This window comes from Leptotrichia trevisanii DSM 22070, from assembly GCF_000482505.1.
GTDB classification, from domain to species: domain Bacteria; phylum Fusobacteriota; class Fusobacteriia; order Fusobacteriales; family Leptotrichiaceae; genus Leptotrichia; species Leptotrichia trevisanii.
Map to the genome: position 1 here is coordinate 34,609 of NZ_KI519446.1, position 12,284 is coordinate 46,892.

Annotated in this window: 13 protein-coding genes; 8 read left to right on the forward strand and 5 right to left on the reverse strand. The window is 28.8% G+C overall.

Going from position 1 to position 12,284, the window contains the following annotated elements; all coding sequences use genetic code 11:
- The coding region (locus K324_RS16150) for a S8 family serine peptidase (protein ID WP_036095815.1) at positions 1-1,841 on the reverse strand (1,841 nt) is incomplete at its 3' end.
- Between the two features lie 287 nt (positions 1,842-2,128).
- On the opposite strand from K324_RS16150, the gene rpsP reads away from it, so the two are divergent.
- From rpsP to K324_RS0112620, 7 genes are all read left to right on the forward strand, one after another.
- Complete coding sequence (rpsP, locus tag K324_RS0112590; RefSeq protein WP_026749446.1) at positions 2,129-2,398, forward strand: 30S ribosomal protein S16; 270 nt, start codon at positions 2,129-2,131, stop codon at positions 2,396-2,398.
- 171 nt (positions 2,399-2,569) lie between these two features.
- Entirely contained in the window at positions 2,570-3,931 is a 1,362-nt protein-coding gene (locus tag K324_RS0112595; RefSeq protein ID WP_026749447.1) for a bifunctional folylpolyglutamate synthase/dihydrofolate synthase, read from the forward strand.
- Between the two features lie 202 nt (positions 3,932-4,133).
- Positions 4,134-4,715, forward strand: coding sequence for a hypothetical protein (locus tag K324_RS0112600; RefSeq protein ID WP_026749448.1), 582 nt, complete (start codon positions 4,134-4,136; stop codon positions 4,713-4,715).
- A 54-nt stretch (positions 4,716-4,769) separates the two neighbouring features.
- Positions 4,770-4,964, forward strand: a complete 195-nt coding sequence (locus K324_RS0112605) for a hypothetical protein (protein ID WP_026749449.1) — start codon at positions 4,770-4,772, stop codon at positions 4,962-4,964.
- A gap of 38 nt (positions 4,965-5,002) precedes the next feature.
- Positions 5,003-5,593: a hypothetical protein gene (locus K324_RS0112610; protein ID WP_026749450.1), complete on the forward strand. Its 591-nt coding sequence runs from the start codon at positions 5,003-5,005 to the stop codon at positions 5,591-5,593.
- A gap of 329 nt (positions 5,594-5,922) precedes the next feature.
- Complete coding sequence (locus K324_RS0112615) at positions 5,923-6,531, forward strand: DUF2278 family protein (RefSeq protein ID WP_026749451.1); 609 nt, start codon at positions 5,923-5,925, stop codon at positions 6,529-6,531.
- Between the two features lie 120 nt (positions 6,532-6,651).
- The gene (locus tag K324_RS0112620; RefSeq protein ID WP_026749452.1) at positions 6,652-7,305 is read left to right on the forward strand and encodes a DUF4240 domain-containing protein; all 654 of its coding nucleotides are present in this window, start codon (positions 6,652-6,654) and stop codon (positions 7,303-7,305) included.
- Positions 7,306-7,368: 63 nt separating this feature from the next.
- Here K324_RS0112620 and K324_RS0112625 read toward each other — a convergent pair whose 3' ends face one another.
- From K324_RS0112625 to K324_RS0112640, 4 genes are all read right to left on the reverse strand, one after another.
- The gene (locus tag K324_RS0112625; protein ID WP_026749453.1) at positions 7,369-8,445 is read right to left on the reverse strand and encodes a M24 family metallopeptidase; all 1,077 of its coding nucleotides are present in this window, start codon (positions 8,443-8,445) and stop codon (positions 7,369-7,371) included.
- Between the two features lie 322 nt (positions 8,446-8,767).
- A complete protein-coding gene (locus K324_RS0112630) occupies positions 8,768-9,763 on the reverse strand; it encodes an energy transducer TonB (protein WP_026749454.1) in 996 nt (331 codons plus the stop codon).
- A gap of 46 nt (positions 9,764-9,809) precedes the next feature.
- Positions 9,810-10,226, reverse strand: a complete 417-nt coding sequence (locus K324_RS0112635) for an ExbD/TolR family protein (protein ID WP_026749455.1) — start codon at positions 10,224-10,226, stop codon at positions 9,810-9,812.
- A 170-nt stretch (positions 10,227-10,396) separates the two neighbouring features.
- Positions 10,397-11,023 (reverse strand): MotA/TolQ/ExbB proton channel family protein, encoded by a 627-nt coding sequence (locus K324_RS0112640; RefSeq protein ID WP_026749456.1) that lies wholly within the window; start codon positions 11,021-11,023, stop codon positions 10,397-10,399.
- A 504-nt stretch (positions 11,024-11,527) separates the two neighbouring features.
- Between K324_RS0112640 and trhA the strand changes: the two genes are divergently transcribed.
- Positions 11,528-12,211 (forward strand): PAQR family membrane homeostasis protein TrhA, encoded by a 684-nt coding sequence (gene trhA, locus K324_RS0112645; protein WP_026749457.1) that lies wholly within the window; start codon positions 11,528-11,530, stop codon positions 12,209-12,211.
- Positions 12,212-12,284 lie beyond the last annotated feature (73 nt).

Here is a 12,284-nt window from a genome sequence, read left to right on the forward strand (position 1 = left end):
TGGAATGTAAGTGCCTGTGCAGAAGCGTAAATTTGTCCAGATAGACTGTCCAAAACTGCTGCCCTGTTTGAAGAAGTAAGTGCCTGAAGTTTGGCAGCTTTTCTTTCAAATTGGGCGACATTTCCAGCAGTTCCATTTTCAATGTTTTGATCTAACTTTTGGAATGCAGTTTCCAAGTTTTCGGCAGTAGTTTTTTGCATTTCATCAGATTCTGCAATTTTTTCTACATAATCCACCATATTTTTTCTGCTTAATTTTACATTTACCTTATTATCGACAGTTTCCACAGCCCCATTTATCAATTCAGGAGTTTCCACCTTATCAAAACTTCCATTAATTCCTTTTTCCGCTTCAATTACAGTTGAAGACAAAGGTTTTGCAGTAATATATCTTCCATTGCTTAATGTCTGTAAAGTTGCATTACCACCATTTAAGTTTACAGTTCCTTTTACTATAAGTTTTGATCCTATTTGAGCTTTTGTTACAGAACCTGCGGTTGCTTCATAGTTTCCAGTTATAACTGCTCCAGAACCTCTATTTTCTAAAGTTCCACCTTCATTTTTAACATCTTTTGGATAGGAAGTGGTTCCAATTACTGTTGTTGGAGTCAGAACTAAGGTTCCAGGAGATTTTATTGTGATATTTGAAGTGTTTGTGCTATATAGTTCCAAAGTTCCATTTTTTATCTTGGTAGAACCAGAATAGGAATTGGAACCTGACAGAATTAGTGTTCCTGAGCCATCTTTTATCAGTCCTGCCTCTCCTGAAATATTATTGGAAAAAATATAAGCTCCACGTGGAATATTCACAGTTACGTTATCAGCAAGTGCTAATCTTTTATCAAATCTGGCAGGCCCTTTTAATGCCTTCTGGACATTTAATTTTCCCCATCCGTAAGTAGAATCAACGCCAGTGGCACCAATATCTGTTGCTGTTGATAAAATTGTTTGACGAATCAAATTTCCATCCATAAAAGGATATTTCTCTTTTATTCGTGCAGCTGTTGCTACAACGGCAGGAATTGCATAACCTGAACCTTTAATAATTGTTCCGTCATTTAATTTATATTTTCCATTTGATGAAATTGTCCAGTTTTTTGCATTTCCAGCTTTTGCCATAGCAGTGTTTTCATCCAGTCCAACTACATTTATCCAGCCTTTTTCAAGTTCTGGATAAGTGTATGGCATTTTTGCCAAATCACTTACGGAATATTCGTTATTTCCAGCGGACCATACGAATAAAGCTCCATTTTTTATAGCGGATTCAAAATATTTATGTGTAGAATAATCTATATATCCATACAAACCTTGATTTCCCCAAGATTGTGCATAAATATTGATATTTTTTTTATTCAATTCAGAATAAATATTATGAAGATCATATCCGTTTATATATGTTAGTCCATTTTTTTGGACTCCTAAATCACTAACAATCAATGAAGTATTTTTAGCATATTTACGAATTAATTGAGAAACTATCCATCCACGTTCATCATTGGAAGTTGATGTTCCATGTATATCAATTTCTGAAAAATTTTTTTTAAACTGACTTGAATATTTATTTGATAAATAACTATTGTTAAAACCTATATCAACAATTCCTATTTTTACACCTGTTCCATTGTAATAGGTATCTGAATATGTTTCTTTATAGTAATAATTTGATGAAGATCCCGAAGAACTGCTTGAACCTGTTCCACCTGCACTATTACTCCCACTTCCGCTTCCTGAGGGAGTAAAATTTGATGATGAGCCTGATGAACTGCTTCCACCACTGCTGCACCCGATTATAGCAATTGCCGTTAATCCTAGTAATATTTTTTTTAATTTATTTGTATTCATATTAATGCACCACACTTTCTGAAAATAGTATTTAATAACTTAAGTAGAACTTTATAAAATTTGAGTTATGTTGGAAAGGAAAATAGATTTTTATTTGATAAATTAATATTAGCATAAAAAGATTAAAGAAAAATGAGAATTTTATTTTTTGTTACACCTTACTTGACAATACACTACAAATTAAAGTCAAGAAAAAAAACTTGACAACTTTTGAAAATTTTAGTATAATCATAACATACTTAGAATAATAAATTTTCAAGTTATTAAATAAATGGAGGTAAAATTTAATGTTAAAATTAAGATTAACTAGATTAGGAAGAAAAAAAGTTCCTTTTTATAGAATAGCGGCTATGGAGGCTTTATCAAGAAGAGATGGAAAAGCAGTTGCTTACTTGGGAACATTCAATCCACTTGCTGAAGAAGGAAAACAAGTAGTATTAAAAGAGGAAGAAATCTTAAAATACTTATCAAACGGAGCTCAGCCAACAGAAACTGTTAGAAGCATTTTGACAAAAGCAGGGGTATGGGAAAAATTCCAAGAAACTAAGAAAAAATAATTATTTATAAAAAGGCACTTGTATTGGTGTCTTTTTGTTTACCTAAATTTAAGAAAATTTATTATAAATTTTCAATTATACGTTATTTTATAAGAGAGAATTCTTCTCGTTGTTAAAAAGATTTTATTTTTTTATGAGGTATAATGCTAGAGTGAAAGGGAAAATTAGATAATGAAAATAGATGAAGTTCTGCAAAAAATTTTTAATATGAGAATGATTGATAAGAGAATAACTAATGAATCTTTAAATCAAAATAATGAAAAACTGAAAAAAATTTATGAGTTGCTGGGAGAGCCGTGTAAAAATAAGAAGATTATTCATATTGCAGGAACGAATGGGAAAGGTTCGACAGCTACATTTTTAGAGGGGATTTTTTTTGCAGCGGGATATTCTGTTGCAAAGTTTACTTCGCCACATATTTTACGGTTTAATGAGAGAATTTTAGTAGATAAAGAAATGATTTCTGATGAGGATGTTGTGACATATTATGAAATTGTTATGGATATTTTGGAAAAAAACTTGTTACAGATAAATTTTTTTGAGATAACAACTTTTATGGCTCTACTTTATTTTGAGGCAAAAAATCCTGACTTTATATTTCTGGAAACTGGTCTTGGTGGAAGATATGACGCTACAAATGTTGTAAATTCGACAATTGCGGTTATAACAAATGTGAGTTTTGATCACGTCAGTCTTTTGGGAAATTCACTTGAGAAAATTGCAGACAGGAAAACTGGGATTATAAAGGACGGACAGCTGTGCATTTATGCCCAAAATTTAGTCGAATTGGAGAATGCTGTAAAAAAGGAAACTGATAATTCGGTAAATGTCTTGAAAAAGTATGAGAATTTACAAGTCGAACTGGATACACAAAATTATAAGACAATTGTGAAGATTTTGAAAAATGAAAATTTAGACGAATCTGAAAATATTGAAGATAAAAAAAATAAACATAGTTTGGAAAAAACATTTATATTGCCACTTTTTGGAAAATTTCAGGCAAATAATTTTTTGATTGCTTATGAAATTGCTAAAATTTATGGTATCGGCGATGAAATTATTCAGAAAGGGCTTGATGAAATTTCGCTGGCTGGGCGGTTTGAGATTTTTTCACAAAATCCAGCTACAATACTGGATGTGGCTCATAATGATGATTCTGTACGAGTTCTTGTAGAAAATTTGAATGAACTTTTTAAAAATGATGAAGTAATTTTTATTCTTTCGATACTTGGAACAAAGGACATTGCAAATATTTTTGAGAAAATTTTGGAAAAAAATTACAAAATTTTTATAACGTCTTTAAAAGACGTTACTTACGGACTTTCTGCCAATGAAATAAAGAAAAATCTGGAAAATGCAAATATTTTGACAAATAATATAATTTTTGAAGATAATATTTTGGATGCCTATAATCAGGCAAAAGAAATGATTTTGGAAAAGAATAGTCGGTATAAGGCGATAGTGGTTTGTGGCTCTTTTTATGAAATTGCGAAATTTAAGAAGTTGTGTGGCAAAAGGAATGAGCACTTTTAACAGTAGAAAAGGGAATTATTTAATGCCTGTATAGAATTGTTTCACACGACATTAAAAAATAAACACACAATGAAAGATTTGAAAAATTAAAGGCTAGAATGTACGAATAAGTAAAAATATGATATAATAAAAAAATATAGAGAAAAATCTCGAAATATAAATGAACAGTTAAAGAAATTGAGAGAAAGAGTAGGTAATTAAAATGAAAAAATTGAAATTGTTGATATTATGTTTATTAAGTATTTTCTGTTTAAATTCTTGTTTTACTGTATCATCTTTTGTCATGGATCATGGACTTGCTAAGAGTTCAAATAATCTCTTTCGTGAAAGAGTGGAAGATATATCTTTAAATAATAAAATAAAAGTAAAAATACCAGAAACTAATAAATATATATATATACCAGAAGGATACGAATTGATAGAATATAATGAAAAAATTCAAAAAAAGTATGATGATAAATTTCCTCATTTTTTTGGTTCAATAAGTTTAACATTTTTAACTCCTGAGTATATTTTATATAATAAAAAAACTAAAAGTTCTTTTCCATTAGGAATACGTAAAAACTATAAAGTATCAAATGTTACTGAAAATTTGAATGAATTAATAAAACTAAAAGAAAATACGTATGTGGTTAAAGCTAGAAAAGGATATGGAGATGCATTTTTAAAACAAATAAACGATAACATTTTAGTTTATTCAGTATTTTCTAGTGCTATGGCAGTAACAGAAAAACAAAATGAAGAAATGTTAAAAGCTTATCTTGAATTAACTAAAGATTGGTAATAAATATTTAGATATTAAACTATTGAATAAATTTTAAATGTTGTTGGTAAGATTATGAAACAGGAAGATTTGATTAAACAAAGAAAGGACAATGTAAAAGATATGCTTATGAATGTTCCAAGAGTAAATCCAGATTATGGAAAAAATAAGGATGAAAAACTATTTAAGGCAAGAGATGATGCATTAACAGAACAGTTGAATAATGATTTATCAAGAAATAAACAAAGAAAAATCTCAAGATATAAATGAACAGTTAAAAAAATTGAGAGAAAGGGTAGGTAATTAAGATGAAAAAATTAAGATTATTGATATTATGTTTATTAAGCATGCTTTGTTTAAATTCTTGTTTGACATTAGGAATTGCTGCACAATCCTATATTTCAGAACATCAACTTTTTCAACCCAATCCTAAATATTTTTATGATGATACAAAAATGTCTTTAAATAAACGAGTGAGAGTAGAAATAGAGGGAACTAATAAAAAAATTTATATTCCTGAAGGATATGAATTAGTTAAATACAATAAATTTAAGCAAAAAAATGATGAAGATTTTCCTAATATTTTTATTGGTTCAAAAAATGTAACTCTTGAAGTTCCTGAATACATCTTATATAATCAAAGCAAAAAAACAGCTTTGTTATTGGGAATAAGAAGGAATTATAAAATAGAGGATATAATAAAAAATAAAAACGATTTAATAAAACTAAAGGAGAATACATATTTGGTTAAAGCCAAGAAAGGATACGGTAATTTATTTTTGAAACAGATAGATAAACAAATTTTAGTATATTCAGTAAGTTCTAACTGGCAGGGAACAACAGAGGAGTATAATAATGAAAAACTAAATTTTTATTTAGAATTAACTAAAGATTGGTAATAAATATTTAGATATTAAACTATTGAATAAATTTTAAATGTTGTTGGTAAGATTATGAAACGGGAAGATTTGATTAAACAAAGAAAGGATGAAAATATCAAAAAAATAAACTTTATATCAGTAACATTGATTATTGTATTTAATATAAATTTATTTACGGAATCATTTTTTTATAATCGTTGTTGTAAAAATAGCGGTTATTTTTTTATTTATAATTTTAAAAAATTTTTTTAATAAAATTTTCAATCCCTTTTCTTTCGTAAAAAATATGTTATACTTATAATGAGAGATTAAATATATAATAATATCATTTTAAAATAGAGGAAAATATGGAAAAATATGTGATATTTCGAGGAAAAGTTATAGATAAATGGTACGACTTTGATAAAAGGGCACATTATCATATTGTGGCGATGGATAGTGAGGGGAAAAGATTTGATTTGGCGGTTAATATCGGGAGTATTTATGAGAAGATGAATGAAATTGTTTCTTCCAATTTGAAGGTTTATTATAATGAGAATTATAATTGCCGAAAGAGAATTGTCTGTAAAATGCTGTTGCAAAAAAATGGGATTACAGAATGTCACAAGGATTTATATCTGGATTATATTAGAATGAAACTTTTTCCACATGAAAAAATGGTACAGATGAAGGGCTTTGATGTAACAAGTATTTACTTGACTGGGATTATTGAAAAGAATGTTGTGCAGGCTATGAATAATGATGATTATGAAGTGATTGCGTTTGGAAGGCTTTATGCGAATGGGAAAGGTTTGCACGATATTCATATGAATCAGGGAAGTACAGATAAATTTAGGAAAAATGATGCTTCGTATTCTGATGGAGGGCTGTTTTTTAGAAATAAACGAGATAATAAGATTACAGCTGTATTTATTGCATTTATTACTCAAAGTTTGAATATGCCTGAAAGTGTTTAGAGTCAGATTAATAAAAATTAGACGGAATTTATAAGATGGATTTAAAATAAATTTTTATAAAAATAATTAATAAAATATGGGGAAATATAAAAGTTCGAAAAGAAAAGAGGTGTGACAAAGATGTCTATAAGAAATCTTGCTACAAAACTTAAAATGAAACGTGAAGAGTTTTGGAAATACATTTCCATATCGCATAAAAAAGCTAAAAATAATAATGAGTTTGTAGACTATTTAATAGATATTCTGTCAAAAAAAACAGATGAGGAAATTTTTGATTTTGAAATAATTACATTTGAATTAATGCGTGAAAGTTACAATGAAAAGTTGTGGTGTGCCTCGTATCTTGTAAACGGTGACACAGCAAGCTGGAGTTTTGATTTTTTTAGGCTATGGTTGATTTCGCAGGGAGAAAAAATATATCATTCAATTATAAAAAATCAGGATAATTTATCAAAATATATAAACATATCTTTTGAAGCGAAATTTATGACAAATTATTTTGAAAATGAAAACTTTGCTTTTATCCCAGCCTATGCCTTTTCCAGAAAAAACTGCTCACACAATATTTTAAGCAAGAAAAGCTACAAAATTAATAGCAAAACTATTTTTCAAGATGATTTCATTGACGATTATAATAAAAAGTTGAATAACTATAAAAGAAAAATAGGATATATTAATAAAAAATATCCAAAAATAATATTTCACTGGTGTGCACAATTTCCAAACAGTATGAAAGAAGTGTGTCCAACATTATTTAAAAAAATGTACTTTTAAAAAAACAAGGGAGTGCCTCAATTTATGGGACATTCCCTATTTTTATAATTAATTTTATAATATTTAGTGTAAAATAATTAATTCCTTATTACTTTTATTTAATATTTCTCTACCATCTTTTTTAACTACAACGTCATCTTCAATTCTAACTCCTCCCCATCCGTCAAAATAAAGTCCTGGTTCAGAAGTTACAACCATATTTTCTTTTAGTTCAATGTGTGAAGCGCTTGATAAGTAAGGCAATTCATGAATTTCGGCACCAATTCCGTGTCCTAATCCGTGTCCAAAATATTCGCCATATCCTTTTTCAGTCAAGAAATTTCTGACAACTTTGTCAACATCATCTGACATAATGCCTTCTTTTATAGTATTTGCACCCAATATTTGTGCTTCCAGGACGGTATTATAAATTTCTACGTGTCTATCAGTAATGTTGTCACCATAATAAACAGTTCTTGTCATATCAGACACATAACCCTCATAATATGCTCCAAAATCCATTGTAATAAATTCTTCCTTTTGAATCTTTTTATCAGAAGCCACCCCGTGTGGCATAGCTGAACGATACCCGCTGGCTAAAATTGTCGTAAATGAACGATCATCAGCTCCTAGTTTTCTTTGAATATATTCCATGTATGAAGAAACTTCCTTTTCAGAAACACCTTCCTTTATAATTTTTAAAGCCTCTGAAAATGCCACATCACTAATTTCTACAGCCTTTTTAATAAGTGCAATTTCTTCTTCCGATTTTACCATTCTTTCCATCACAAGTTTATTTCCGACTGGCACTAATTCCACTTTGAAAATGTCTTTTATCGTTTGATAAAGAGAAAATGACACATTCACATCTTCAAATCCCACATTTTTTAGCCCAAATTTCTTTATGTATTCTCCAACTGTCTGAAGCGAACCACGTGAAACTTCTACAAATTCAAATCCCATTTCACTAACTTGTTTAGTCGCTTGCGTCTTGTATCTAAAATCCGAAAAGAAAAAATTCCCATTTTTTGTCGCAAGAGCAACTCCAGTTGTTCCAGTAAACCCAGTAAAATATCGAAGATTATACAAATCTGTAATAAACAATCCATCAATATTCAGTTCATTTAAAATTCTTGATAATTTTTCAGTTCTTTTTTCCATGTTTTTTCCTCTTTTTTATTAAAATTTTTTTACTTTTAAAGTGTAACACAAATTCAAAATTTTTTCTATTTATTTTTTCTAAAAGATTTCAATCAATGCTTATTTTTCCTTAAATTTTAGTTATATTAGCTTTTTTAACGCAGAGGTATCAAACGCCATACCTCTGCACTCTGGCTTGACGCAAAACTTTCTTATAAAAGAAAAATAGGACTCGCTTTTGAATACAAATTATTTTAATCCAATTAATTTTATTTAACTTAAAGTTTATTTCAAAAGCTCAAACAGCTATTTTTCTTCTAACGAAATTTTGCTTGAAATATATTTAGTGAGTTTTTCTAAATCTAAATGGTTTTGTTATTACTCCAGATGAGCAATTGTTAGTTTTGAAGTTTATTCTTATTCCTTTAGCGGCTTTTTTGGCTTCATTTAGAAAAATAGAACTTGCTCCTGAAGCTGAAATTACTGAGATGCCGCCACCTCTAGTAAATTTTACTGTAACATTTACAACAACATTAAATTCTCTGTTTAAACGTTGACTGCCTTGTGGCATTTCCAATGTTTCTCTGTATGAAACTGAAAAATCAGTACCTTCATGACATCCACCTCCCCGTGTACTTCCAGACTTTTTATCATTTCCATTTCCAGAACTAGTTGAATTTCCGCTTGTTCCTGTTCCATTTCCGTTTTTGTTACTTGTAGAGTTTCCGTTAGCAGTATTTCCATTTTTGTTTCCATGTGAAATTCCTGAATTTGAGAGAGTGTTTTTATGTCCAGAATTATTGGAAATAGTGGAGTTTGAAGCAGTTATGGTGTTTTGTACTGGTTTTGTACTGGCAGAATTTCCTGTGGATTGTGAAATTACTGGTTGTGTAGCATTTTTAGGGGTGGAGGTAACTGGGGGGATAATTGGGTGTGATGTAGGTTTTGGTTGTTCTTTTGGTATGGTGTTTTGAGGTACTTTGGGAGGTTGTGGTGCTGGTTGTTGTGGTTGTTTTGGCTGTATTGGTTGTGATGGTGGAAGTTCGGGCTGTTTTTGATTTTTAGGTTTGTCTGGCTCTGTGTTGTGAACTTTGGAATTTGTATTGTTTTTATTTTGTGGATTCCCCTTCTGTAAACCAGCCGTTCCGTTACTTTCCTCATCGTTATCCGTATTAACTGTGCTTTTTGTCTTATTTTCTTCTAAAATACTATTTTTTAAGTCAACGACAATAGTCTGTTTTTCTTTTTTTTCTTCAAGTTTCTGTTTTAAAACTGGAGTTGCAATTGGAATAAGGAGTATTCCTAAGTTTATTGCAGCTGAAATTATGTAATATTTCATTTTTCACCTTCATTCGTTTTCTTTAAATATCTAATTTTATATAGTTTTAATTTTTATTTTGAATATTTAAACTTATATTTTCTATATTCATATTTTTTAAAATACTCATCGTGTCCACAATGTCCCTATATTCCAAATGCTCATCGGCAGTTAAAGTTATATTTTTTAATGCTTCCTTTGGCAATTTTGAAAATTCAGAAGCTATTTCATTTTGGGAAAGTTCCCTAGTTTTGTCGTCTATTTTTAAAAAGTATTTTTTATCTTTATTTACGATTACTTCTATTTTTGTATCTTCCTTTTTTTCAAGCTGTGCTGATGTTTTGGGAACTGACAGCTGAAATTGGGAATAATTGTTAAATGTAGTTGCAAGCATAAAAAATATTAGCAGCATAAAAATTACATCAATTAAGTTTAACATTGATATATCCACATTTTGACGTTTTCGTCTGTTAGAAAATTTCATATTTTTCTCCTAAAATTTTTTTATTATATTCATTTGTAAAAGTTTATAAAACTTATTAATACAGTTTTTGTCAAAGATTTCTTCCTTTACTGTATAGATATTGTTGTTATTAAGTTTTTGTAATTTTTTATTTTTACAATTGCCTAGTTTTGATTAACACTTTTAAAAAATCAATCTTTTACTCTGCTTAAAAACTGTAATGCCGCTCTTTCCATCTCTGCCACAATAACATCAATTCGTCTATTAAAATAATTATAAAAGACTAATGCAGGTATCGCAACTATTAATCCAAATGCAGTTGTGTAAAGTGCTTCTGAAATTCCGCCAGCGACTATTTTCGCCGTGCTAGTTCCATTTCGGGTAAGAGCTGAAAAAGCTGTAATCATTCCTGTAACAGTTCCCAGAAGCCCCAGCTGAGGAGCTGCATTTACAACTGTTCCCAATAGACTCATACCTTTTTCAAGTTCAGTAGTCTGTTCCAGAATACTTTCACTAATAATCCCTTCTATAACTTGTCTATGTGAATTATCAAGTTTAGCGAAGTTAATATCCATATTGGAAACGATTTTTGTCACACTTTTTGAAACTGAATCAGTCTTATCTTTGCAAAGTTTTAAAATTTCTTCCTTCTTTCCAGTTCTAAGTGCTTTATAAAGCTGATTTTTCTCATTTTCTGACAATTTTTTTTCTTTTGATAAAAAAGTATACATTTTTTCAATAATAACGGCAAGTCCAGATATTGAGGCAAGTAAAATTACCCACATAAATATTCCGCCATCAATAAGGTATTTTAACATATTTTTTCCTTCTTTCTATATTATTTAGTTAATAAAATTATTCTACTATAAAAATATTTTTGTGTCAAATTTTATTTGTGAAATGGAGAAGCTGTCTTAATTGCACGACAATAAGGGAATTTGAATATATATTATATTTAAATTTTTTGGTTTAATTTTGAATATATCGAGTAATTATGCCATTTTAATTAAAAAAATTTAATTATAATTGCTATTTTAGGTTGATTATAATTAAAATAACTGTTATAATAATTATGCAATATAACAGATGGTATATTTCAGATTGAAAATTAAATAATTATAATTTGATAGGAAAAAAAAACTATTTTATAAGCGAAAAAAAATACACTATTAAAATTTATATGGTATTATTATAATATAAAGCTAGTATTTTAAATTGATTTTATATTCATATAAGTCTAAATAATTGGCTATTTAAAGGATAATTTTGTTAAAATCATGTATTTAAATACAAAAAATATCTTTGTATCTGAAAGGAAAAATATGAATAAAAAAACTAAGAATAAAAGCACTAATACATTGTCAGAAATACACAAAAAAGCAGAAAATTTTTCTCGTGGTGAAGAAATTGCCAATTTTGTAAGCCATACTGTTGGTGCTGGACTTGCTGTTGTCGCTTTCATTGCATTAACAATACGTGCGAGCTGGAGGCAGGATACTGGAACAATCATATCATTTATGGCATTTGGATTTGGATTGGTAGTTTTGTATACAATGTCTGCAATATATCATGGGTTAAAGCCGGGAACAGCTAAAATGATTTTTGAAATTTTTGATCATTCTGCAATATACATTTTAATTGCGGCATCCTATACACCTTTTCTATATCTGGTAGTTAATTCACCAATGAATAAAATCATATTGGTAATCCAATGGATAGTGTGTTTCTTAGGAATTATATTTAAAGCATTTTTTACTGGAAAATTTAAGTTATTTTCTACGTTGCTATATTTAATAATGGGATGGATGATTGTATTTGCCTGGAATGATTTGATACACAATATAAATCAGATTTCATTAATTTATTTAATTTTAGGGGGTGTTCTGTACTCGCTTGGAACAATTTTTTATTCATGGAAAATATGTAAGTTTAATCATATGATTTGGCATATTTTTGTTATTTTAGGAAGTGCTTTTCACTTTTTTGCTGTGTATTATTTAATCTAAATAAGTGTATTTAAAATGTTTGAAAAGGGTTAAGCAGGTTATTATATTATAAAAGTAAAGAATATATATTTTA

Coding starts and splice junctions, on each gene's coding strand:
- rpsP (WP_026749446.1), top strand. CDS start 2,129: ATGTTAAAATTAAGATTAACTAGATTAGGAAGAAAAAAAGTTCCTTTT.
- K324_RS0112595 (WP_026749447.1), top strand. CDS start 2,570: ATGAAAATAGATGAAGTTCTGCAAAAAATTTTTAATATGAGAATGATT.
- K324_RS0112600 (WP_026749448.1), top strand. CDS start 4,134: ATGAAAAAATTGAAATTGTTGATATTATGTTTATTAAGTATTTTCTGT.
- K324_RS0112605 (WP_026749449.1), top strand. CDS start 4,770: ATGAAACAGGAAGATTTGATTAAACAAAGAAAGGACAATGTAAAAGAT.
- K324_RS0112610 (WP_026749450.1), top strand. CDS start 5,003: ATGAAAAAATTAAGATTATTGATATTATGTTTATTAAGCATGCTTTGT.
- K324_RS0112615 (WP_026749451.1), top strand. CDS start 5,923: ATGGAAAAATATGTGATATTTCGAGGAAAAGTTATAGATAAATGGTAC.
- K324_RS0112620 (WP_026749452.1), top strand. CDS start 6,652: ATGTCTATAAGAAATCTTGCTACAAAACTTAAAATGAAACGTGAAGAG.
- K324_RS0112625 (WP_026749453.1), bottom strand. CDS start 8,445: ATGGAAAAAAGAACTGAAAAATTATCAAGAATTTTAAATGAACTGAAT.
- K324_RS0112630 (WP_026749454.1), bottom strand. CDS start 9,763: ATGAAATATTACATAATTTCAGCTGCAATAAACTTAGGAATACTCCTT.
- K324_RS0112635 (WP_026749455.1), bottom strand. CDS start 10,226: ATGAAATTTTCTAACAGACGAAAACGTCAAAATGTGGATATATCAATG.
- K324_RS0112640 (WP_026749456.1), bottom strand. CDS start 11,023: ATGTTAAAATACCTTATTGATGGCGGAATATTTATGTGGGTAATTTTA.
- trhA (WP_026749457.1), top strand. CDS start 11,528: ATGAATAAAAAAACTAAGAATAAAAGCACTAATACATTGTCAGAAATA.